Annotated in this window: 22 protein-coding genes; 12 read left to right on the plus strand and 10 right to left on the minus strand. The window is 36.4% G+C overall.

Annotation, left to right across the window (positions count from 1 at the left end):
• Positions 1-2: 2 nt before the first annotated feature.
• Positions 3-1,250 carry a transcription termination factor Rho gene (rho, locus tag ACMAYS_RS11590; protein WP_103219201.1) on the minus strand — a complete coding sequence of 416 codons (1,248 nt, stop codon included), beginning with the start codon at positions 1,248-1,250 and terminating at the stop codon, positions 3-5.
• A gap of 213 nt (positions 1,251-1,463) precedes the next feature.
• Between rho and ruvX the strand changes: the two genes are divergently transcribed.
• The 7 genes from ruvX (at position 1,464) to ACMAYS_RS11625 (ending at position 10,991) form a co-directional block, all read left to right on the plus strand.
• Positions 1,464-1,922 carry a Holliday junction resolvase RuvX gene (ruvX, locus tag ACMAYS_RS11595; RefSeq protein WP_103219200.1) on the plus strand — a complete coding sequence of 153 codons (459 nt, stop codon included), beginning with the start codon at positions 1,464-1,466 and terminating at the stop codon, positions 1,920-1,922.
• A gap of 41 nt (positions 1,923-1,963) precedes the next feature.
• Entirely contained in the window at positions 1,964-2,998 is a 1,035-nt protein-coding gene (mltG, locus tag ACMAYS_RS11600; protein WP_158246950.1) for an endolytic transglycosylase MltG, read from the plus strand.
• Between the two features lie 21 nt (positions 2,999-3,019).
• Positions 3,020-4,117 carry a FliG C-terminal domain-containing protein gene (locus ACMAYS_RS11605; RefSeq protein WP_103219198.1) on the plus strand — a complete coding sequence of 366 codons (1,098 nt, stop codon included), beginning with the start codon at positions 3,020-3,022 and terminating at the stop codon, positions 4,115-4,117.
• Complete coding sequence (locus tag ACMAYS_RS11610; RefSeq protein ID WP_412463352.1) at positions 4,110-4,919, plus strand: DUF808 family protein; 810 nt, start codon at positions 4,110-4,112, stop codon at positions 4,917-4,919. Before ACMAYS_RS11605 ends, ACMAYS_RS11610 begins: the two co-directional genes overlap by 8 nt.
• Positions 4,920-5,046: 127 nt before the next feature.
• Entirely contained in the window at positions 5,047-6,564 is a 1,518-nt protein-coding gene (locus ACMAYS_RS11615) for a hypothetical protein (protein ID WP_412463353.1), read from the plus strand.
• A gap of 142 nt (positions 6,565-6,706) precedes the next feature.
• Entirely contained in the window at positions 6,707-10,279 is a 3,573-nt protein-coding gene (locus tag ACMAYS_RS11620; RefSeq protein ID WP_412463354.1) for a hypothetical protein, read from the plus strand.
• Between the two features lie 340 nt (positions 10,280-10,619).
• Entirely contained in the window at positions 10,620-10,991 is a 372-nt protein-coding gene (locus ACMAYS_RS11625; protein WP_103219194.1) for a TraR/DksA family transcriptional regulator, read from the plus strand.
• A gap of 52 nt (positions 10,992-11,043) precedes the next feature.
• On the opposite strand, the gene ACMAYS_RS11630 is transcribed toward ACMAYS_RS11625, so the two are convergent.
• The gene (locus ACMAYS_RS11630; RefSeq protein WP_392993094.1) at positions 11,044-11,262 is read right to left on the minus strand and encodes a hypothetical protein; all 219 of its coding nucleotides are present in this window, start codon (positions 11,260-11,262) and stop codon (positions 11,044-11,046) included.
• A 290-nt stretch (positions 11,263-11,552) separates the two neighbouring features.
• On the opposite strand from ACMAYS_RS11630, the gene ACMAYS_RS11635 reads away from it, so the two are divergent.
• Positions 11,553-12,692, plus strand: coding sequence for a S8 family serine peptidase (locus ACMAYS_RS11635; protein ID WP_103219192.1), 1,140 nt, complete (start codon positions 11,553-11,555; stop codon positions 12,690-12,692).
• 7 nt (positions 12,693-12,699) lie between these two features.
• On the opposite strand, the gene ACMAYS_RS11640 is transcribed toward ACMAYS_RS11635, so the two are convergent.
• Entirely contained in the window at positions 12,700-13,362 is a 663-nt protein-coding gene (locus ACMAYS_RS11640) for a hypothetical protein (protein ID WP_146037921.1), read from the minus strand.
• A 63-nt stretch (positions 13,363-13,425) separates the two neighbouring features.
• Between ACMAYS_RS11640 and lnt the strand changes: the two genes are divergently transcribed.
• Positions 13,426-14,877: an apolipoprotein N-acyltransferase gene (gene lnt, locus ACMAYS_RS11645; protein WP_412463355.1), complete on the plus strand. Its 1,452-nt coding sequence runs from the start codon at positions 13,426-13,428 to the stop codon at positions 14,875-14,877.
• A 2-nt stretch (positions 14,878-14,879) separates the two neighbouring features.
• On the opposite strand, the gene ACMAYS_RS11650 is transcribed toward lnt, so the two are convergent.
• On the minus strand, positions 14,880-15,845 hold the full coding sequence (locus ACMAYS_RS11650; protein WP_392993097.1) for a KpsF/GutQ family sugar-phosphate isomerase: 966 nt from the start codon (positions 15,843-15,845) through the stop codon (positions 14,880-14,882).
• Between the two features lie 65 nt (positions 15,846-15,910).
• Between ACMAYS_RS11650 and ACMAYS_RS11655 the strand changes: the two genes are divergently transcribed.
• On the plus strand, positions 15,911-16,429 hold the full coding sequence (locus ACMAYS_RS11655) for a hypothetical protein (protein WP_146037919.1): 519 nt from the start codon (positions 15,911-15,913) through the stop codon (positions 16,427-16,429).
• Here the strand turns inward: ACMAYS_RS11655 and ACMAYS_RS11660 are convergent.
• The 5 genes from ACMAYS_RS11660 to ACMAYS_RS11680 all read right to left on the minus strand — a co-directional run bounded on the left by ACMAYS_RS11660 (position 16,426) and on the right by ACMAYS_RS11680 (position 21,859).
• Positions 16,426-19,608: an efflux RND transporter permease subunit gene (locus tag ACMAYS_RS11660; protein WP_412463356.1), complete on the minus strand. Its 3,183-nt coding sequence runs from the start codon at positions 19,606-19,608 to the stop codon at positions 16,426-16,428. The two genes, ACMAYS_RS11655 and ACMAYS_RS11660, sit on opposite strands and share 4 nt — an antisense overlap.
• A 116-nt stretch (positions 19,609-19,724) precedes the next feature.
• Positions 19,725-20,516, minus strand: coding sequence for a hypothetical protein (locus ACMAYS_RS11665; protein ID WP_103219186.1), 792 nt, complete (start codon positions 20,514-20,516; stop codon positions 19,725-19,727).
• Between the two features lie 18 nt (positions 20,517-20,534).
• Entirely contained in the window at positions 20,535-20,909 is a 375-nt protein-coding gene (locus ACMAYS_RS11670) for a DUF6165 family protein (RefSeq protein WP_412463357.1), read from the minus strand.
• Between the two features lies 1 nt (position 20,910).
• Positions 20,911-21,402 carry a transcription elongation factor GreB gene (gene greB, locus ACMAYS_RS11675; protein WP_103219184.1) on the minus strand — a complete coding sequence of 164 codons (492 nt, stop codon included), beginning with the start codon at positions 21,400-21,402 and terminating at the stop codon, positions 20,911-20,913.
• Positions 21,383-21,859, minus strand: coding sequence for a low molecular weight protein-tyrosine-phosphatase (locus ACMAYS_RS11680; RefSeq protein ID WP_103219183.1), 477 nt, complete (start codon positions 21,857-21,859; stop codon positions 21,383-21,385). Before ACMAYS_RS11680 ends, greB begins: the two co-directional genes overlap by 20 nt.
• Positions 21,860-21,911: 52 nt before the next feature.
• Between ACMAYS_RS11680 and def the strand changes: the two genes are divergently transcribed.
• Positions 21,912-22,424, plus strand: a complete 513-nt coding sequence (gene def / locus ACMAYS_RS11685; RefSeq protein ID WP_103219182.1) for a peptide deformylase — start codon at positions 21,912-21,914, stop codon at positions 22,422-22,424.
• Between the two features lie 56 nt (positions 22,425-22,480).
• On the opposite strand, the gene ACMAYS_RS11690 is transcribed toward def, so the two are convergent.
• A complete protein-coding gene (locus ACMAYS_RS11690) occupies positions 22,481-22,933 on the minus strand; it encodes a hypothetical protein (RefSeq protein WP_103219181.1) in 453 nt (150 codons plus the stop codon).
• Between the two features lie 243 nt (positions 22,934-23,176).
• Between ACMAYS_RS11690 and ACMAYS_RS11695 the strand changes: the two genes are divergently transcribed.
• Positions 23,177-24,457 (plus strand): hypothetical protein, encoded by a 1,281-nt coding sequence (locus ACMAYS_RS11695; protein WP_392993109.1) that lies wholly within the window; start codon positions 23,177-23,179, stop codon positions 24,455-24,457.
• The last annotated feature ends 1 nt before the right edge of the window (position 24,458 follow it).

Consider the following 24,458-nt stretch of genomic DNA (forward strand, 5'->3'; position numbering starts at 1 on the left):
TCTTAGCTATTCATTGAATCCATGAATTCAGCATTAGTTTTAGTCTTCGTAATTCTTTGTAGCATGAACTCCATTGCATCAATTGTACTCATTGGGTGTAGAACCTTTCTAAGTACATATGTTCTTTGAAGATCAAGTTGATCCATAAGTAGATCTTCCTTACGAGTCGATGACTTATTGATATCAAGTGCTGGGAAGATTCTCTTTTCAAGAAGCTTACGATCAAGTTGAATTTCAGAGTTACCTGTACCTTTGAATTCTTCAAAGATAACTTCATCCATTCTTGAACCTGTATCAACAAGAGCTGTTGCGATAATTGTAAGTGATCCACCATTTTCAATATTTCTAGCAGCACCGAAGAATCTCTTTGGTCTGTGTAGAGCATTTGAGTCAACCCCACCAGAAAGGATCTTTCCAGACGGTGGAACAACAGTGTTATATGCACGAGCAAGACGAGTAATTGAGTCAAGAAGGATGATTACATCTTTTCCTGCTTCAGTTAAACGCTTCGCTTTTTCAAGAACCATCTCTGCTACTTGAACGTGACGGTTTGCTGGCTCATCAAATGTTGATGAAACAACTTCTGCGTTAACATTTCTCTTCATGTCAGTTACTTCTTCCGGTCTTTCATCGATTAGAAGAACGATTAGAACTGAATCTGGGTGATTTTCAGTAATTGCGTTAGCAACTTCTTGTAGTAAATGCGTCTTACCAGCTTTTGGAGGTGCAACGATTAGACAACGCTGACCAAAACCTTGTGGTACGAACATATCAATCATACGAGTTGAGTAATTGCTTGGATTAAACTCAAGGTTGATTTTCTTTTGTGGATATAGTGGAGTTAAGTTATCGAATAGTACTGTCTTTTTGTGCGCTTCAGGTGTTTGGTCATTGATTGTGCTAACCTTTAGAAGAGCAAAGTATCTCTCGTTGTCTTTTGGTGGACGAATTTGTCCTTCTACAGAGTCACCCTTTTTAAGAGCGAATTTTCTAATCTGACTTGGAGATACATAAATATCATCGGCACCAGGAAGGTAGTTATAGCCTGGAGACCTTAAGAAACCGAAACCATCTGGTAAAATTTCAAGAACACCGTTTCCGAAAATGTCCTGCTTCTCTTTTGCATGTGCTTTTAGGATAGCAAAGATTAGTTCATGTTTTTTCATACCCGCAGAGTTTTCAATTTTTGCTTTTTCCGCAATCTTGTTTAACTCTTTGATTTCCATCTCTCTCAATTCACTTAAATGCATAAAATGTACTACTCCTGAAATATCTGAATATATAAAATTGGATTGGTTTAGAATTTGCCTCTATTAATGATCCATTAATGGCATGGATTTTATAAGATTAAATTGGTTGGTATTGATTTAATTAGATAAACTCATCATAAACCTTCACCCTTTCCTAGTCAAGCTGACTTTAGAGATTGACTTGAGGCGCCAAAATGGGCATAACTACCTAATATGAATGAGTTTTCTAGCTATCCAAAATTTGAAGAATTACGTGGTCTCAACATCCTTTCCATCGACTACGGTGAAAAAGTCATAGGCCTTGGCTTCTTCTGCCCAGGACGTGAGCCTTTCCCAATAGGTGCAGGACGTATCATTAATAAGGGAATTGCACATTTCTATACAGAACTTGAACAAGTGATCGATGATCAAGTGGTAGAAGTTATTGTTATGGGAATACCTTATTATGTTGATGGCAATGAGAGTGAGAAAACAAAAGAGCACAAGGCCATTTTTAACGCTTTAGTTGAGAAATTTCCTAGTATAAAGTTCTATCAACAAGATGAAACACTTACGACTAAGTCGGCAAAAGAGAGAATGCTTAACTCTCCGGAGTATAATTTTCAATTTGATCCAACAAAAATTGATGAGCTTAGTGCGGTGATCATCTTAGAAGATTTCATAAGAAGTTAATTTCACAAAATATAAAAATAAGATATCCTATTATCATTATGATGAAGAAAAACTTATTTGTATTTTTGGTGCTAGCACCAGCATTATCGATCTGCCTTTTAGTGGCCCACACTTATTACAACATTTATCATTGGCAATACAACGGTCCAGAGACTGAATTCCAAATTAATAGTGGCGACACTTTTGGAACAATCAACTACCGTCTTGCCCAAGATAAAATTATCTACTCTCCTCGCCTCTTTCACCGCTATGTGAAATTCGAGGGTAAACTAACCAGCTTTAAGGCCGGACGCTACATCATCCCAAAAGGGATCACTATGGATGAGCTAGTAGACCTTTTAATTAGCGGAAAGAGTTTAACTGTTCGCGTGACAATTCCAGAAGGATATAACTTATTCCAAATTGCTAAAGTTCTGGCCGACGAGAAAATTGTTGATGAAAATGAATTTATCAAAGAAGCAAAAGATAAGAAATTTGTTCACTCACTAGGAATTCCAGCTGATCGAGTTGAAGGATACCTTTACCCTGATACATATCAATTTCACGAGAAGATGAAAGCACGTGCAATCATTCACCGCATGTATGACAACTTTAAAGATAAAACGAAAGAACTTGATTTTTCTAAAGTAAGACTAACAAAGCACCAACTAGTAACTCTTGCTTCAATGGTAGAAAAAGAAACTGGTGCAAAATTTGAAAGACCAACAATTTCTGGTGTTTTTCACAATCGTTTAAAAAAGAGAATGCGTCTTCAATCAGATCCAACGACAATTTACGGGATCTGGGAGTCGTATAAAGGAAATATCAGCAAAAAGCACCTAAGACAGAAAACTCCTTATAATACTTATAAGATCTCAGGTCTTCCGGTTGGGCCAATTGCAAACCCTGGGCTAGAGGCACTTAAAGCTGCTCTAAACCCAAAGAAGCACGAATATATTTACTTTGTTTCTAAAAATGATGGAACACACGTTTTTTCAAAAACATACAAAGAACACAGCCAGGCAGTAGATTACTGGCAAAAGAACAGAGCGAACCGTAAGGGGCGTAGCTGGCGAGACTTAAATAAAAAACAATAAAACTTAAAGAAGTAATTAACTATGAAATTATGGTCATCATTCGATCAGGAATATATCCTCAAGAGGCTTACTGAACTTTATGAGGAAGGCGCAGTTTTGAAATTTTGGCAAAACAATGAAGACATGCGCGAAGAGTACACTGCAACTTTCAGCTCAGTTACAATTGAAAAATGCTCTATCAGGCTCACAAAAGAAAGTGCTCCTTTTTATACTCGAATAGCACCTCTTTCACCTGTCTTTTTTCACTATCCTGCTGGGGATATGATTTTCAAAAAAGATATTTTCAAACTTGAAAATGGTGGTCTTTCGTTCAAGACTCCTAGTGAAGTTCGTATGCGCGATCGACGAAGTGTGGAGAGATTCAATTATAAATATCCAGACTTCAAAAATATCTCATACAAAGTTGAGGGTGAAGATGAAACTCAACATGATATTATTCTCGATATCTCTTTAAGAGGTCTTGCATTTGTTATCGATGCGAAAAGAAAAGCGAAGTACGAAATAGGAAAATCAATTTTTATTACTTCAATTACAGATCAGGAATTACCTGAGCTACACGAAGCGAAGATTGCCTCAGTTAATCGCTACCGTGTTTCAGGAGAAGGACTTCAAACTCACCTCCTACGCATTGGAGTTGAATTCACACAAACGCTAAACTCAATTACATATGATTCAATTGGCTCTCTTGTTAAAAAGAGACAAAATAAATTAAAAGGTCTTGATACAAATCTATTCAATGGCCTAAATCCTGATGATTATCAAAAGCAACTAGCTAAGATACATGAAAAAAACCCTCAACTCGCTATCAATATCTCAGAGTCAGTAGAAGATATCGATCGCCTTCGCTATATGACAATCGATATGAAGCGTGAGTTCTTTTTACAATTTAGTCTTGATCTTATGGCCTGTGCTTTAAGAATGTCGTCTAAAGAATTAATCAATGATCTTCTTTCTGAAGTTACTGCTGGTGTAAGAGAAGAATTTCTTATGAAGTATGATCAACCAAAGCCAGCTTCAGCAATCAATAAAGCACAAGACGAGTTAAGAAAGTATATTCATGAAAAGGAGCGCTCGGGCGAGCTTGTTTTAAGCCCGAAGTCATTTGTTAAGTATGTTTAGTCTCCTATCTCTTCTCGATGATATTGCAACAACATTTGATGACGTGGCCATCATGTCTAAAGTTGCCATCAAGAAGACCAGTGCTCTAATGAGTGATGATCTTGCAGTTAATGCAGGTGTTATCCATGGAGTAAACGCCGATCAGGAGCTTCCAATGGTCTGGAAGATTTTTGTAGGCTCACTTTTAAATAAAGTCTACAGCATCTTAGGCGTTGTTGCCCTTACCTATTTTTATCCTCCAGCTCTACAAATCGTTCTTCTAATTGGTGGAATTTATTTAGCATATGAAGGCGCCCACAAAGTGGTCGAAAAGATTACCAAGCAAGATAGCAAGAAGATCCTGGCCGAAATTAGTGAAGAGAAAAAAGTTTCAGGAGCGATTCGCACAGATTTAATTCTTTCAATTGAAATTATCGTAATTGCACAAAATAGCATTAGTGGACCTTTTGTAAATCAGCTAATGACTCTTGTAATTGTGGGGCTTTTAGCATCTGTCCTTATCTATGGACTTGTCGCTGTCTTAGTTAAAATTGATGATCTTGGCCTCTACCTTATAAGAAAAGAGTATAAGAGACTTGGCTACGCTTGTGTCAGTTCAATGCCTTGGATTATGAGAGGACTTGGAATAGTTGGGACAATTGCAATGTTTCTCGTAGCTGGTGGAATCTTTGCTCATAGCTTTCACTTAGACCTCTATACCTATGAAATACTGCAAAACCTATTCTTAGGTGTCATTGGAGGTTTTTCGGCCCTTATCGTTTTCAGTATCCTCTCGCATATTAAATCGAAGTTCTTACGCTAATTATTGGCAGATCTCTTTATGAGAATCCTACTAAACACCTAGAATCACGAGAAATTTAGTCCACACTAAATTAAAGTTTATTATAGCTATAGACGATAATTTATTTAGTTAACTGCCTGAGGGAATTATGAAAATTATCAATATGCTACTAATATCATTCGCAATTATCCTTACTTCATGTGGAGGAAAGTCCTCAAACGTCGAAGTAAAGCTTCAAGGTGCGTTCTCTCAAGTAGCAGGACTCTTTGATAATGGTGCGGTCATGCTAGCAGTTGGTGGGCCAGCGGATAAACCTCCTCTTCTCTATGTTGTTCCTCTTTCACAAGCAACACTTGATCACGAATTTGATAATGGAAATTGGAATATTATGATTCTTGGTTGGCATGGTTCAACTGCAGGCGAGATGATGGAAGGAAGCCTTTATTGTTCAGTCGTAAAAAACGCAGCAATCCCAGAGCAGACAACTTTTACTTTCAATCTAACTCAAGTCGATTCAGTGGCACCTGCCAACGTCGTTGATACAAGTCACCCTTGTGCTGAGTTTATTGATGGCCTACAAACCGCCAAATATATGTCTGTTTGTGAAACTTCAGCTTGTAATGTTGGTGAATACATAAGATTTAATTCAACTGACCTATCTATTAAATTTGGTATTCCTCACTACGAAGGACCAATTAATAAGGATCTAATCTATACTCAATCAAGATTTAATGAATCGATGAATACTTGCTATAGCAATGTTAATGGAAATTTACTCGATGGTGTCGACTATGCTAAAATGGTTCTTGATGCTTCTGTTGGAATGGTTCTTCCAGTAAGGCTAACAGGCGGATTCCACTTACCTCTTAGAATAGAAGGATATGAAGATAAAGATAGTGGAACAACTGACTGCTCTACCGGGCCAGTTGGTACACTTATGACCATGAACAGTATCGGTGAAAAAGACCTAGCAGGAAACGATCGTCACTTCTACGATGGCACATACTTCACTTATATTATGCCACCTACTCCATTTGAACTTTCTCTTACAAATTCGAGTTATTCATTTGAAAGAAACTCTGCAACGACAGTACAGGTTGGTGGCCCATATAATGTTGGAAACGATACTTATCTTGGCAACTCGATGAACTATACTTGTGAGTACAAAGTCGCTGGAACAGATGATTCAACTTTTGTTGCCTGTGGATATCCAATCGGCTCAGGCCCTATATCATTTGATACGACGTCAGGAGATGTTGTTCTCGACGGTAATACTACTAGTTTTAATCTTGGAGATACTTTTGAGTTTAGAATGATTGGATCGTATTTTGATGACGCTTCAAGTAGATTAATCTATTCTCCAGAGAAGCGCTTTAGCGTAATGGCAAACCCTATTGTTATGATTCCGGATTCAGATTTCATACCAGCACCTGGATCAAATGTTGATATTACAACAGGTGGAAGCACGACAATTACATTTAATAATAACACTGATGGTATTGTGACTTTTAGTATCTATTCAACACCAGACACCTTATCAATCTCAGGAGACATTTCATGTTCTCCCTATACGACTTGTACACTTACAATCACAGGCTCTCCTGCAGGTACAGGAAATTTTGACTTAAATGCCAATGGTCAGCTTTTTAATTACACATATTATTAATATGGCACTAAGAAATGGCATTCACTATTGAGGTTAAAACCATAACCAACTGAAATCCCGTAAGTTTTTGTCCCCAATTCTTTAAAGGTTAAGATTTGCTTAACCGATGAGTTTTGTGGATTAAATTGAATTTGGGGACCGTATGCACCGTCATATATTTGGATTATTTCTTGTTTCACTTCTTCTCACTTCATGTGGAGTAAAAACATCAAACACAAAAGTTACTTTTTCAAAATCACAATTCTTAGTTGGAGACTTAAACTCAAACTTTGATGGTGGTGTACTTATCTTTGGAAGAAATAACGATACAAAACAAGTTTTTCAAATTGGTCTTGATCCAAGCTCCCCTTCTGAAATCGAAATTGAGCTTCCTTTTGGAAACTACGATGTAAAGGCCATCGGTTGGCACCAAGGAACGACTCCAACGAATCTAGTTGGAACAAAGTATTGTTCTCAAATTAATACTCAAGTTGACTCTACTGAAACTCCAATGAATCTAGTAATGACAACGGCCAATTGTGCATCACTAACTAATACAGTTGTTCATGACAGTACGACAGGAAATCAGTTCAAGGTTGAAACTTGTCACGGGGTTGTCCAAGTTTTTGGGAAAGGAAAAAGAGAAAGCTGCGATGAAGCTCCAAGTAACGCTCAATCACTTAAGATTCGCTACCCTTCAATTAATGCTGAAGGAGTCGTCGATCCAAGCTTAATTCTTGAATCAAAATGCTTAACACCAAATGCTGGAGATATTTTCACCTATGACCTAACTGCCGACTATAACGTTGTTACTAGTGATAGTGGTTTTTATAATCCAGTTGAAATTGTAGCCTACTATGATACTGCTTGCTCTGGAGCCTCTCAAGTTAAAAGGATTCCAAGAACAGCAGGACTTCCTTCAGAGGAGTATCTACTAGCAACAGAAGATTCAGCGACAGGTCTTACTCTACTTGCAGGCTTTGATTCTTGTGCGTTTGCAGGAGCGGCAACAAGCTCTCCATTTGCAGCTGATAGCGCTGGATCAAGAGGATTTAATATTATTTGTACGGCCGATCAATTTAATAATATCGCTTCCTACCCTTCAGAGAATTATATTGTTGCGAGAACAATTGATTTTGCAGGTTCAGCACCAGCAACGGGCGCTACTGACTTTAGTGGAAAATTAGAGGGAGATATTCTTATAAGTCTTAAGAAGCTTCCACATATTATTGGAGCATCTGACTCATTATTTAATAGTATTGGAAGCACGGTTGCTAACGCTGAGTCAGGACTTAGTAACTTAAATATCAATGTTAATTCGTTAACAGCAGGGCCGGCACTTGCAAAGTACTTAGGCGATTCTTCAAATCTTCATGAATTAATAATCTCAGGTTCAATGACAAACTCGAATCCATCAACAACACCACCTGGTTCAAGCTTTGGTTACTCGTGCGGTGGATTATTTAATCAGTCTTACTATGATGGAACATCAACAAAGAATGTATTCGCACAAGTTGAAAGAATCACTTTTAGTAACTTTAGTTTAAAATGTACGGGACTTCCTGGTTCTGATAGTGCTTACGTAGGCTCCCTTATTGGTGCCCTAACAAGTGGCTCAACTGATACTGCAACTAATAGTCGTGAAGTTAAAATTTATGATGTTAATGGAAATATTAATATCGAAGTTGATGCAGCTAATCCACAACAATCAGTTGGTGGCCTAATCGGCTTCTCAGAAAATCTTACTAATATTAGTACTTATAGTAATAGTTATGTTTTTACTAACTCATATACTTCAGCGGCACCAGCGATTATTGGTGGCCTTCTAGGACAACATCAGTCAACGGCCGCAAACTATCTAGGCCGTCTAGAGCTTGGTGAAAATAATATTCACTTAGCAATTTCAAGTGATCTTCCATATAGTACGATTCAAGGTGCTGGCGGAATTGCTGGAAAGATATTTAATCCTGAAACTTTTCAGATTCGCTCATCTATTACAACAGGAAGTATTGATACGACATTAAAAAATGCAGGTGGGTTTATTGGTCATGCTGCTTTTACTAATCCTGGTAACACACTTGGAATTTATTCTTCAGCAACAAGTGTAAGCGTTAGTGCAGATGGAAGCGCTGGTGGCTTAATTGGAAGACTAAATCTCGATGGAACTTCTGCAAATTTTGCACTTAATCATATCGCAACAAGTTCAGTCACAGGTGCAGCTGCGGGATCAGCAGGACTTGAAGGTGTTGGTGGAGCCCTAGGGACACTTTCATCAACGACAAATCTTTCCTCAGCAAACTTTGATAATAATTATTATTCAGGACTACTTTTTAATAACCTTGGCTATGCTACTGGAAATTCAAGTGGATCTCTTGTTGGAGTTATGCCAGACATCAACACATTCGTTATAGTTAATGGACACCATTATACAAGATGGGGAACGAGTACTTCTCACATTATCGACTTCATTGGATTTATCAATGACTCTACTCTATCAAACGTCCTAGACAGAATCACAGCAAATCATGTTGTTTACAATGGCTATAGTGATAGTACAACAGCACTTGCTCAAAGTGCTTTAAAGTATGGAACACCAGGGGGCGAAATAAGCCTTACTTTCAATGATCTTGCCAATAAATCTCTTCCTTCGACTTTTGCTGGAAGTCAGTACTTTACAGCAACTGGAGACTCAAAACTAAACGTAGCATTTAATCGTTTTATGAAGTTTGCAACTAACGGTCGTGCAATCGTAACAGGATTAGAGGAAAGTCCATTCCTTATTTCAAATGCAAGTGATTTAACATTCATTAAGAATAATTTATTCCTAAGTAATTTTAGTTTTAAACTAATGAATAACATTGATATGGGTGGACAATCACTTCAGTTATCAGACTTTAATAATTCATACAATGGCTCTCTTGATGGAAATGGCTTCACTATTTCAAATTTCTACAATGACTACACTGGTGCCAATCAAATGTTTAATGGTATCTTTCCACACGTTGAACATGGGCGTATCAGAAACTTAAGAATTGCAAACTCAACGGTGAAATTCGATTGTGATGCTTCAGGTGATGCTGGAATTCTCATGGGAAGAATTAGTCGCTACAATAACTCTGGTGATGATCGAGCGCAATTTCATAATATTCAATTTGATAATAATACGATTGAAAGTAGTATCGGATGTACAGCAACAGGACTAGTTGCAGGAACTTATTCAACAGAGAATAGCGGAGATGGGCCAGTATTTGAAAATATTAGTGTGAAAAATAATACATTTGGCTCACCTACAGGTTCTCTCTTTGTTGACCGTATTGTTTACTCAACATCAGCGGCTGAAACATTCGCCTTTAAGAATCTTGAGTTTATTGGCAATAAGTTCACTGATCCTGCGCCAGTCAATACATATGCATTCTTCTCAAATAAAGGAAATAATACATTTGATGTTAGCTTCGAAAATGTTCTCTACGTGGGACATAAAGATGGACACAATCCAACAGATATTCACAGCACGAATAATGCTGGTTCAGCAATGTTAGTAAAGAATCATTACGTATTCATTAACCCTACTTCATTTGCAGGTGTTCTTGATACAGCGATACTAACCAATGGGACGAATTACGCTCTTGCAGATATGGCGACAACGGCTTTTGATAAGTACTTCCTAGTGAATTCAACAACAGGAGCTGTCGATTTAAATCGTCCAATGATTCAAGAAGAGTTCGAACAACGATAAGCATAGTTTAATGCCAATAAATTTAGGCGAAAAAAATAAGGACGCGTTCAGCGTCCTTTTTTTATTATCGGCAGAACTTACCGATATTACTGGTAAAAAGAAATTAACTTAATTATTTTCCCGCCAAACACGAAGAGTGCCTACAATAGGTTCCCATGAAGCTTCAGAGCGAAGCAAAGGCTGAGGTTTTAGGGCAACTATTGAATATGTATTAAAAGCAACAATTGCCGACTTTTAAGAAGACTTTTGAACTAAATAAATTCAGGGTTAAAATTAAGTGTCGCGTAATAGTTTAACCAACAAACTTTGCTTGTTTTACTTCGTTAAGGAGGAGGACTAAATGGAAGCTGAAAGACTAGAATATTTTAAAAAGAAGTTATTGGCCGCTAAAGCTGAGATTCTTAACGGTGGTATTCTAACAAGTACTGAAGACCTTAAGATGTCGACAGATGATCTACCTGATGAAGGTGATGTAGCAAACGCAGTAATTAACCAACAGGTTACATTTAATATGCGTGCTCGAGCAATGACTAAGCTAAGACAAATCGAAGAGGCCCTTCACCGAATTGAAGAAGGTACTTATGGGCACTGTGAAGATTGTGACGAGCCAATCGGTAAGAAAAGGCTTGAAAATCAACCATGGGCCGATCTTTGTATCACACACGCAGAAGAAAGAGAGCGTGAAGAACAACACATGCGAAGAGCCGTATAGCTTTTTTCATATTCCAAATGTTAGTAAAAAAGCCTGCTTATGCAGGCTTTTTTTATAGGGCCATCCCCTCGTCTACACTAAAGGTCTCCTTCTTTATATAGACATACTTCGATATGTCTCTCTTAAGCACTTTCTTAACCTGTTCATTTGTTTTAAGTACTTCTTCCACTTTAGGACTTATTGTACTTGAGTTCGTATTATTTATTGGCGCGACGATCATGACATATGCAAACACAAAAATACTGATTGATAATGTCCAAATAGTTTTCACTGAATTACCCTCCATGGTAAGTTCTTCTTCTGTTCATAATTAAGCACGGCCCATGCCAAATTCTGGTACAATGATTACGGCAACTTAACTTAGTGGAGTAATGAACACGGTGGCTTTTTGGCCTTATTTTCTACCACCACTTTTAAAATAGTGTATAAGATTTTGACACCTATCTATAAAGTATCCATATGGGCTATAGGTGAACAACTTAAGTAGGTAGAATCCTGTCATAGTGTTGGCACAAGCTGTGCATTCTATAACAGTGAGTTTGAGTTACTAAGGAGCACTTTTTGAAACTAAAATCTTTTCTACTACTTTCTACTTTAATTGCTAGCTCTTTTGCTTTTGGAGCTGGTGAAGGTCAGAAATTATCATTTGATCAACTAAGACAACGTGTTTTCAAAAAAGAATACCAACAGGAAACATCAAATACTGACGTACTACACTCACGCTTTTCAAGCTGGGGTATCAAAAATAACTTTGCACAAGGATCAATTAATCTTCCAGGTGCACTTAAAAAATTAAAGACACAAAAAGAAGTTGTTGTAGCTGTTATTGATACAGGTATTGATCCAACTCACCCATTCCTTAAAGATAATATCTACGTACCTAAAGGAGATGCTAGCATTTCTAATTTTGGACTAGATTTCTCTAAAGGTGCTGATAATGTAAATACTCCTTACGATAAGAATCGTCACGGAACTCACGTTTCAGGAATTATTAAGTCAGTATTTCCAAATGTTAAGATTCTTTCACTGAAGTACTACAACCGTCACGCTTCAGGTAAGGACAACTTAAATTCAACAATCAAGGCTCTACGTTACGCAGTTGATCTTGGTGTTGATATCATTAACTACTCAGGTGGTGGACCAGAGCCGGATTTAGAAGAACTTGAAATTCTAAAGAAAGCAGAAAGAAAAGGAATCATCGTAGTTGCAGCAGCAGGAAACGAGCAAGAAAATATCGATAACAAGAATACTGCTTACTTCCCAGCAAGCTACAAGTTATCAAATATTATTACTGTAACTGCTCACGATCAGTCGATGAAGATTCTTAACTCTTCAAACTGGGGAGCACAAACAGTAGACGTTTCTGCACCAGGATATAAGATCAACTCTGCTATCCCGACTTCAAGAAACGGACTACTAACAGGAACTTCACAAGCTACTGCTTTTGTTTCTGGAGTAGCAGCAATGTTAAAAGCTGGATACCCAGGTCTTTCAGCAAAGCAAATTAAGAAGATCATCTCAATCACTGCAAAGAAAGAGATCACTTTTAATGGAAAGGTTAAGTCTTCAGGACGTGTTGATGCTACAGCAGCTGTTGAACTTGCTGAAAAGCTAAACACAAAGACAAATGGTCAACTAGCTAACTACAAAGAAAGCAAAAGAGAAGTAGCAAACACTCCAAAAGTAATTATCAGAAAATAATTAATTCCTAGATGGCCCTAAAATAGGACGTAAGCGCAAGGGTCGTCCCCATAATAAAGATCACTCCTAGCATTCCATACAATAAATAAGACACCTTAAAAAATCCCATCATCTTATAATCAAGAAAACTTTCAATTTGACTCTTATTATTTAGCTCGCGTGTTTCAGATATTGCTTCCTTAATACGCTCATAAAGAGAAACCTCTTCGATACCCTTTTGCGTATATGGTTGCCAAATTTCTTGCTCGCTCACTCCAGAGTTCATCATTTCAATAACGATATCCACTAACTCTTGAAGATAAAGCGCTCTCAGCTTATCAGTCTTTGAGTGCTCACTATAGAAGTAATCAAGAAGATTATTATAACGGCGACGCACTTTAATCATAAATTTCTTAAACTTCACATCACCTTGGAAAATTGCAGGGTTTTCCATTTCAAGAGGAGAAAGTGTCAGCCAATACTTTTCACGAAAAGTATAGAAGCTCTTCTCCCCTAATGGTTCTCCTAATGGATTAAAAGTTAAATCGAAGTCACAATCTTGGCAGCGTTCTTCAATAATATTTTCACTTTCGCACTTAGGACATGTTATAAGTTGCACATCCTGTGCAATATTATCTTCCATGAAGAGATGTTGATGTTTTTGTATGTCGTTTAAGAATTCTCTATCCATAAGAATATTGTAATTTCATAAGCTTAGTATTGGCAAATGTTAAATCATATACGACAATAAAGTATGTCTAGCCTGCTGAAAAATAAATTCTTTCTACCTGTGCTTCATATTCTTGCAGGTATCATTTACGCATTAAATTTTCCATTCATAGGAAAGTTCACAATCTTTCCAACAATCTTTTTTAGTGCGGCCGTTTTATTCTACGGGCTTAAAAGTGAAATTCGTTTTAAGTATAACCTCATAAATATTTTCTTATTCTGTTGGGGTTATAATTTTGCAGGATACTATTGGTTAACATTCACACTAAACGAGTTTGGAAACCTATTTTTTCCATTTAACTTTATCCTGTGGCAGCTCTTTTCGGTTATTATTGCGCCACAATTCTATCTCTTTCTTATTATCTTTTTCTTTTTAAAGAAGTATGTGAAGATCGATACATTAGCGGGAGGAATCCTTTATTCGCTAATCTTCGTTATTCTTGAATATTTTACGCCACAACAATTCCCAGCTCTTTTTGGCCATCCGTGGCTTAAGATATCTCCATTCTTAAAACCAGCACGACTCCTAGGAGTTCCCTTCTATAGCTTCTTAAGTTTATTCATTGGGCATCTTATTTTTATGTTCTACCAAAAACAAAAGCTTCCAAGAGTTCAAGGTGGTATCATCCTTGCACTTTTACTGATGAATTTTGGAGTAGGCCCAATAAAGTCTAATATAAGTAACGATCTTAAGATTCGAATTGTTCAAGGAAATATTGGAAATGACCTAAAGCTTAAATCTGAACAGGGCATAAAGCTTGCCTCATCAGAAGTTATTAATATCTATAAAGGACTAAGCTTGGCCGAAGGAATTGAAGATATCGATTTGGTTATTTGGCCGGAGACTTCTTATCCTAGATTTGTTTTCTCAGAAAAAAGTAAAAAGTTGTCAGACGAGCTAATGGATCTCTTTATTAAGAGTAATGCTAGCTACTTCTTTGGAACATACGATCTTGCTTCAACAAATCCAAGTGTCTTAGAGAATACGTATAATGCGACAGTACTATCTCGAGGTGAAGGAATTATTGATCAGGTCTATCATAAGCAAGTACTCATTCCTTTTGGAGAAGGACTACCTTTTGGGCCACTTAACCAATACCTGGCGCCTTACTTAACAAATATCTCATTCTTTGCGAGTGGAACTAAGTACACAAATTTTGAAGTTAAAGATAAACACTTTATCTCACTCATCTGTTATGAAGTCCTATTTCCTCGCTATGTTGGCAAGTATATTAAAGAAGTGAAGAAGCGTGGAGAGAAAATTGATTTCATCGTCAATGTGACTAACGATTCATGGTATGGGCCTTACTCAGAACAAGAGCAGCACCTCTTCTTGGCAAAGTGGAGAGCTGTGGAATTTAATCTTCCAATTATTAGAGCGACCAATACTGGAATCTCGGCCGTCATCAAACAAGATGGTCGAGAGTTAATTCGTACAGAAAATTTTAAACAAGAAATAAAAGATTTTTCTCTTTAAAATTAAAAACCTTCTTTAAGAAGATCATGCATTCGAATGAATCCCTTGAATTCATTTCCATCAATCACAGGGAGTACATAAATCTTATTTTGCTCCATTGATGTTAGGGCATCGATAGCAAGGTCATCAGAAGAAACTTTCTTAGGCTCTTTCGTCATAATCTCGCTAAGAGCCGTTTCAAGTGCATTAGCATTTTTAGCAATCGAGCGTCTGATATCACCTTCGACAAGAATTCCACTAAAGCTATTATTCTCAATAACAGCAAGGGCCCCAAGAGGTTTATTCGTCATTTCAAGAACGGCATCTTTTAATAGATTTGATGGTTTAAGAATTGGGCACTCTTTCGCCACCCACATTAAATCTTTTACTTTCATCGTAAGAGACTTGCCCAATTTCCCACCAGGGTGATTAATAGCAAACCCTTCACGTGATAGACCCACAAATTTCTCATAGGCAACAGCAATAGCATCTCCCATTGCCAGAGCAACAGTTGATGAAGTAGTTGGGGCAAGATCGTTAATACAGGCTTCGCGCTCTACCGAGCAATCAAAAGAAATCCCACACTCAAGTGCAATTTGTTTCGTTAAATCACCTACTAGAGCAATACGGTTCTCTTTTCTTATTCTTAGAAATGGTATTAATTTTAAGATCTCACTTGTGGTACCAGATTTTGATAAAAAGATAATGGCATCGTTTTCACTAACTCTCCCAAGGTCTCCGTGAAGGGCCTCAGTTGGATGAAGAAAGATTGAGCGAAGGCCAAGAGAGCTAAATGTAGAAGATAATTTCTCTCCAATAAGGCCTGACTTACCAACACCACATAAAACCATCTGGCCGTTATGAGCATGCAGATATTCGAAGACACCAGTCAGTTTGTTACACATCTTCTCATCTAAAAGATCTATTACTCTTAGAATTGAATCAGCTTCAAGTTTTAAAACTTCCTTCATCTGACCAAAATGCTCCACTACCATCTCCTTTAGTGTCAATTTTTCTATCTCGATCGAGTCTACGACTATGTTATTATAATTATATGAAAATGTTAAAAATAATAGTGCTTTTTTCCCTGCTATTTAGTTGTAGTTCATATGAACAATTTGAACAATTAGTTGAAGAATCAGAAATACCTTCAAAAACTTATAAGTCGAATTTTAACCAGACATGGCAAGCTGTTCTTGAGATCATGCAACAGTATGATATTTCAGTAAAAAATCAAGAAGCTGGAGTCGTAAAAACACGTTGGATCAACAACACGAGTCAAATTAACTTCTCCGATGCCTTCGGCTCAAAAGAGATGGTTAAAGCGGCCCAATTTAAATTAGTTATCAATGTCATTAAAGGATATCGCGGAAAGCAAGAAGTTTCTAAGGTTTCAATTTACCGACGCCAAATGATTGAAAAAGATTTTCTACAAGGTTGGCGCCTTGTACGTTCGGATGGAATTCTAGAGAAAACTATCCTCTATAGAATTGAACGTATTCTAAAACGTGAATCAATGATTAAAAAGATTGAAGAACAAAAAGCGAAAGAAGCAGAGAAAGAGTTATTCTAATGAATAACACTTTCTTCTTCTAATTTATTTGTCACGATCACAACATCATCAATATCTTCTTCAACTTCTTCTACTCTATTCATTCTTAAAATTTTGCGCTTAAAGAAAACCATGAAGTCTCTTTGGATAAGAAGCATACATGGAAGAACCACAAGAGTTAAAACTGTCGCAAATAGAAGTCCCCACCCCATACTCATGGCAAGGCCTTTCGTAAATCCGGCATCTCCACCAATTGCATATGCCATAGGGAATACACCACCAAGTGTTGTAATACTTGTTAATATGATCGCTCTTAGACGACTTCCTGCCCCTTCTAAAATCTCTGGACGATGAAAGCTAAACCAATCACTTCTTTTCTCATTAATTGTAACAACAAGAAGTAAGCTGTCATTTACAACAACTCCGGCCATACCAATAATACCAATAATCGCCATTAAACTAATGTCGAGTCCTTGGAAGTAGAATGCCCAGATAACACCTATCACTCCAAAAGGAATGGCCGAACAGATTAAGATCGGCTGCATAATACTTCTTAAAACAATCGCTAAAATAAAGAAGATACCAAGAAGAGCAAAAGCAAATTTCTTAACCATTGAACTCTTATTCTTTCTCGACTGCTCATCAGCATCCTGTGCATTAAACATCAAATCTGGATACTTCTTTGAAAGCTTTTGAGTTAGTAGATCAACCTTTTTAATTAGAACTTCTTTTTTAATAATTTCTTTATCAAACGGAAGATCAACAACAACTTTTCTCATTAAATTTGAGTGCCTAATTGTCGATTGCTTCTTTTCTTTTTTCCAAACTCCAATATCAGATGACTTTATGATCTCACCATTTGCCAGAACGACAGGAAGGTTACCTAGTTCTTCGAAATTTAGATCATCGCCATCAGCTGCATAAGTTAAAAAGCGAATCTTTCGATTACCACTTGTATACTCATAAACTTCATTCTTACTAATGAACTGAACTAATTGACTTGAGACTTGAGCCAGAGAAAGTCCTCGTGATTGAATCTCATTTTTATGAGGTGTAAAAATCCAAGCGTCTTTAAAAAGCGAATCATCAAGATCAACTGATTTAATTCCCTCAATTTTTAAATCCTCAATCGATTTTTTAGTATACTCTGTCACTTCTTCAACGTTAAATGGAGAAAGAGATTGAATTGTTACTTCGACAAGGTTTTCACGACTTTCATCATCTCCACCCTTTGCAATCTTAACCTCTAGCCTTTCAAACTTACCAGTTTTCTCAAGCTCTTTAAGTTGTTCCTTAAGGAAGTCTTGTACATCTTTCTTGTTGGCTTCAACATTATTATCAAGCTGTGAAAAAGAAACTCTATAACTAAAATACTGTGGCCCCTCTTGCTTCTTACCATTTGTATAATTTTGTCCAATTGAGAATTGGTAGTTATTATACTTATTTTTGTCAATCTTACTCATAACCTCTTCTACAGGAGTCAGTTGTTTATATGAGTCTTCAAGATTTTTTGATTCTTTCAAAGTACCGACAAATTCAACTGTTTCAGAAGAAATATTTAAATTGAAATTGAAGTTAATATTCTTGCTCGCAAAGATTATTGAGCCAATCATTGCCACAATGAAACCTGTTAAAACAATATAGCGCCATCTTAGTGCTCCATCGAGTAATTTAAGATACCCTCTTTTAAAGCGCTGGAAGTAATTAGACTCATGATGTGCATTTGCTTTTGTTACAAAGTGTTTTAAGTGGTTTGGAAGGATAAAGAAACTTTCAAATAAACTTAAAAGAAGCGCCGAGAAAACCACAACAGGAATCGCCATTAAGATATTTGACATTGAATCCTTCCCAACAAGAATTGGGGCAAAGGCAATCAGTGTCGTTGCAACAGTTCCACAAATAGGTTTCCAAGTCGAAAGAACAGCACCTACGGCCGCATCTTTTGAACTGGCACCGTTTTCAAGATTTTGCATATACTGTTCAGAGATAATAATAGCATCATCAACTAGGATCCCAATAACAAGAAGCATCCCTACAACAGAGATTAGATCAATTGAAATCCCCATTGTTTCAAGAACTGTAAATGTAAAAAAGTATGCAAGAGGCATCCCAAGAGAAGTCATAATTGCAGTTCTAAAACCTAAAAATAAACAAAGCGTGATCAAAACAAGAACGATTCCCATTAGAGCATTTGATTGTAGAGCATTAATTTGTCTTTCAATGAATGCCGGACCATCTTCAACACTTATGATATTCACACCTTCAGGAGCTTGCTCATTAATCTTTTTAAGCTTCTCTTCTAGTTTTTCCTTTAGTGTAATTGAATCGGCTTCAACATCTTTAAAGATATTAAAGTTAATCCCTGGCTTCCCATTTATGTAATTAGATCGTTTAATTTTAGGTAAGCGATACTCAAGAGTTGCTAAGTCCCTTAGACGCAAAGTATGGTTTGAATTATTTGAACGAATCAAAAGATTATTAAGTGATTCAATATCGTAGTTTAAGTTTTCAATTTCAATCGAATAAGAATCACTTCCTTTACGGATACTTCCTAAAGGGTAAATTCTAAAAGTTTCTTTAATCTTATTATAAACATCTGATGGCGCTATTCTATAGCGAGCCATATTATCGACATTAAGTTTAATATAAAGATCTTTTGTATATCCATATGTATCGACTCTTGATACTCCATCGACTCTTTCAAGCTCTTCTTCTATTTTCAATAACCAGTTCTGGTGTAAGTCATTACTTTGTTCAAAATTTAAAATTGCATAATAATTAAACCAAGAATCTGTTTGCTTAATATGGCGAACGACAATATCTTTAGTTTCAGATGGAAGATCTCCACGGATTGTTTCAATAGCATCTTTAATTCGAGTCTCTAAATCACCTATTTCCTCAAACTCATCTTTCACATCAACATTGATACGCATATACCCTTGTTGCGAGTTTGACCAAATTTTATCGATACCAGCACTACCTTTAATTGCACGCTCAATTGGGTAAGTTAAAAACCTTTCAATTTGAGATGCACCTGCACCAGTCAATGTGGCAGTGATTTGAATTCTCTTTGATGACCAATTTGAAATTAGATCTCGTTTCATATGGGCAAGGGAGATAATCCCAAAGAGCACCATCATGATACTTAATAAGTTTACTAGAAAGCTATTTCCTACAAAGTATGAAACTAGTTTTTTCACAAGCTACTGTCCTATTTAGATTTTAAAAACAGTAGCTTGTAGCACTAAAAATGTGAATTTATTTAGGTTTTAAGAAATTCTGTCGAATTTACACTAACTAAGGCATTGAAAATACGTTAGTAGGCCATGATATAAGTCACCCAAGACTCACAGTTCTCTTCAACAGTTGAACGATAGAAGATACCATCACCTGAACCATCATCATCCTCACCTTCCCAGAAAGTAATGATATTTTCAAATCCAGCATCCTTCATGATGTCTTTGATCTCGCCAATTGACCAATGTCTCCAATCATATGAGAAGGCCTTACGATACATTTTTCCATCTTTATGTGTTTTAAAGTGAATATAGTACTGAACTTCCTCTGTTAATGGATTGTAACTATCACAATCCCAGTAGTAAGTGTGATCATCGTGCTCAGTCTCTTCTTCTAGCTCTTGACGACATTCTTCACCACCAAAGATATCCACCATAAAGATACTTTCAGGTCCCATATTCTTTTTTACTTGTTTAAAATAATTAAGAAGAACATTTCTTTCTTTGAAGATGAAATACGAAAAATTAAAAGCAACCGTAACGTCAGCTTTAAATTCATAATCATCAAGCACGTTTCCATTAATATAATGCATACGTGTTTTTTCTTCTTCTGTTAAACGAGAGTAGTGATTTTCCATTCCATATGCCTGTGGCTCTTCATCAAGATCAATACCCCAAGCTTCACGATCCTTCCCTTCTTTTACCCAGTCACAGGCCATTGCAGCTGTACCACCAAAGTCTTCACGTAGAGATCTTGGAGAGCGGCCAAAAATCTTCTTATATTCTTTGTTGATAAATTCAATATCAACTTCGTGATTTTGGACTGACTTTTCATAAAGTTCGTACTTTAAATTCGTTGGAATTTTCGACATTAAATACTCTTTTGTTATTTATTTATATGATTTGACTTCTTTTATGCCTGAATTGTAACTCATATTGATTGAATTTTTAACCTTAAATCTTAAATCATTTGTTTTATAGACACTACGTGCCAGAGAGATAAACTCCTCACCAAAGTCTGCTTCTTTTTCCTTAAGACGGATATCATCTTCAATTACCCAGAGCCTCTCATTAATCTCTTTAAGCTCACTCATAAAAGATTCTATTCCTTCTAAATTTAGTTCGGCCAAAGTTTTCGCTAATTCATCATATTCGGCCTGTGCCAAAGATACGTGCTCATTGTCTTCTATACGCTCTGTCTTAATTTTTAAGATAGTCATCTTATCAACGAGCTCACCAAGTGAAACAGGACATTCAATAATCATCTTATACCTCAATATCAATATAATTAATTTCTATAATTGTGTACTCAAAATCATCCCCTGGTGCCTGAACAATAACCTCATCACCTTCTTCTTTTCCAATCATGGCCCTAGCAATTGGAGACTTCCAACTGACATATCCTTTTGTCGTGTCCACTTCATCGACGCCTACAATTGAATATTTCTTCTCTTTTCCATTCTCATCTTCTAAGGTAACCGTTGCACCAAATTGAATCTTATCAGTTGTGACAGAGAGAGGATCAACAATTAAGGCGGCATTGATTCTTGTATTTAGAAAGCGAATGCGACGATCGATCTCACGCAACCTCTTCTTTCCATACTGATAATCAGCATTTTCAGATCGATCTCCAAGTGAAGCAGCCCATTTAACTGTTTCAGTTATCTCTGGTCTTTCAGTTTTCATTAAAAAATTTAACTCTTCTTCAAGCTTTGCAAAGCCTTTGGGAGTAATATAATTATCTTTCTTTATTGCCATATTGACTTAGAATTCCTTCTACTCCATTTTCAACGAGGTCCATCACTTCCTCAAAGCCTCTTGCACCACCAAAGTATGGATCGGGTACTTCTTCATATGAAGTATATGGACCACTACAAAAACTACAAAATAATTTAACCTTATTTTTATAATTTTCCTCAGGGTCAAGTTTTAAAATATTTCGATAATTAGACTTATCCATAGCAACGATAAGATCAAACTCTTCAAAATCTCTTTTTGTGAAACCTCTTGAAATACTTGGAAGCTTATATCCTCTTTTCAAGGCATGCTCCTGCATACGTCTATCGGCACCTTCTCCTGCGTGATAGGCACTAGTACCTGCAGAATCAACCTGAATCTGTTCTTCTAAGGCCAGCTCCTGAATACGATGTAGAAGTACCCCATCAGCGGCCGGTGAACGACATATATTTCCAAGACAAACAAATAAGATTTTCATTACGAAATTATGATAGAATCGAGGGTGAAAGTAAATTTAAAGGAATAAAATTATGACAGTACAAAGAATCAGAACAATGGGAGATCCAGTTCTAAGAGAAATAGCACAAGATTTTACTAAAGAAGAAATTCTTAGTGAAGAGACAAAGCAACTTCTAGAAGATATGAATGATTCAATGCTAGCAGTAGGTGGAATAGGAATTGCTGCTCCCCAAATTGGTGTTTCTAAGAAAGTTACAATAATTGATGTACCTGAGGATTCACGATACGAAGATGCAACACCAAGTGGAAAGCTCATTATTTTCAATCCAAGAATTGAGTTCTTAACAGAACAAGAAGATGGATATTGGGAAGGGTGTCTTTCGGTTCCTGGACTGAGAGGATATGTAGAAAGACCAAATCATATTCGTGTGACATATTTAAATGAAAAGGCAGAGGAAGTCGTTTTTGAAGCACAAGACTTTTTAGCAACAGTTTTTCAACATGAGATCGACCATCTATATGGGAAACTTTACGTAGATAATGTAAAGGATATAAAAAAGCTCGTTTACGAAGAAAATTTATAAAATAAAAAGGCCCTCTTAATAAAGAGGGCCTTTCTTTTTGTAGAAGGTTTTATTTATTATTCTGAAACAATTGCACGCATTACATCTAATGTTTCAGGAGATAGTGATGATTCGTAGCGTGCCCAAATTTCTTTAGTCTCTGCTACAGAAGTGTCTCGATCCATTTGAGCAACAACTTCTTCAAGGATTAAATTTGCTTCTTCAACTTCAGAGTTGTAGATAGCAATTTGATCTGCACTCACACCTTTAATTGTTCCATACACAGGGCCAAACTCTGCTAGTCCTTCATTATCAAGAACAATTAATCCAGCAAGACCAATCTTAGCGGCTTTTGCCCAATCTTTTTGGTCACCTGAGAAGATTGCTTTTACTGAGTAACCAACACCTACTTTCATTGCCAGTAGTCCAGTATAAGCGATGTAGCAGTTACCTGTTAACATACCAACTGCTGCAGACGCATTAAAAGAAAGACCTGTTGCAAGAAGTAGACTTAGAATTACCTTTTTCATTTTTTTCCTCCATGTTTTTTTTGGTTGTAAATAACGATAACGCCCAACTAGATTTTTCTAAACTTAAATAAAGGTAATATGTCGAGCGAGATTTTATAAAAAACAACTCGCTATTTTTACAAGTGATAGAGTCTGACTTTACTTCTATCAAGTATTTTCAAGAGATTACGAATTTAAAGTAAAGTTTTTGCATTTAAAATCCGACAAGATAAGAAGGATAAATACTAATGAGAGAGACATACTATGAGTGAAGGTAAGAAACAAAGTTTTATTGCTTTAGCGTGCGTACTTAGTGTTAATGCATTTGTTGCATATCAATTCTTTTCAACATCTAAGTTTGATAACGTCTATTCGAAAGAAAAAATCCATGAACGAAGAGCTCCAGCGTCTCAAAAAGTTCCTGGCGAATACAAAGAGTTCCCACAACTATTCCCTTTTGAAGAGTATGTCATCTATGAAGACTTCAATGGAAATGTCGACTACAAGATGTCTGTAGACTTCTGGTCAGACAAAGGCGCTAAATACTTCACAAAAAACGGTAAAGAAGCAATTGAAAAAGGCCTTAGTGCTGGATTCAAAAGACTTATCGAAAAAGGAAATAAGGAAGGGACGACTTTAAAATCGGAACTACTTCCTGAATTAACAAAAGAATTCCTCAATACTTTTGTTTATACAGTTAAGGTTCATAAGCTTATCGATTCTAATTTTGAGTTCGATATTATGTTTACACCTTACAATAAAGACTCTGTTTCATATAAGGATGAGTTACAAACAAATCAACTTATAAACCTTGAGACTCAAGGATCACTTTATGAAGCTTTCCAAACATATAATAAGAATTTCTCACATCGTGTCCTAGATACACAAATCCCAATTTCTAACGATATTTATCAATATATCGGTGGGGCAATTACACTGACATCAGAGCTAATTGATACAGACTGGAAGATATCTCAGCCTATTCCCAATCCAAAAAAGAATGGAATAAAGGGATATGTACGACTTCGTAAGTATTATCGTATCAACTACCCTACAGACTTAAAAATAGATTCATTTAAATCAAAATATTTGAATATCACAGAGCAGGAATTTGAAGCAAAGAATGAAGAACCACAAGTTCTTACTGTTGATACAATCTATGAATACAATCTTGATAGCTTGGTTCCTAAGAAAACTAAAACGATCTTTCACTTTGGCGAGATTGTTTCCCTTGACAAGAAGTACGATAGCTTCTTCAAAAGACTTTTTAGTGTATTTGATAAAAAGAACGACATTAGAACTTCCAAATTCAAATTTCAAGGAGACTACTCTAATGGCACAATCCGTACAAACTTCAACGGTGAGCTAAAAACTTTAGTATACAGCCACAGTGATAAAAAGTTTACGAGTAAAAGTCGTATTACAACGAACCCAAGAGATTTTGATTTAAGAATGCATGTTAAAGATGCAATCAGAAAAACTCTTCTACAAGAAAATACAGACTTTCTTGTACAAAAACTTAATCTAGAGAAATTTATTAAATAAT

This window comes from Halobacteriovorax sp. RT-2-6 (assembly GCF_047085025.1).
Classification (GTDB): domain Bacteria; phylum Bdellovibrionota; class Bacteriovoracia; order Bacteriovoracales; family Bacteriovoracaceae; genus Halobacteriovorax_A.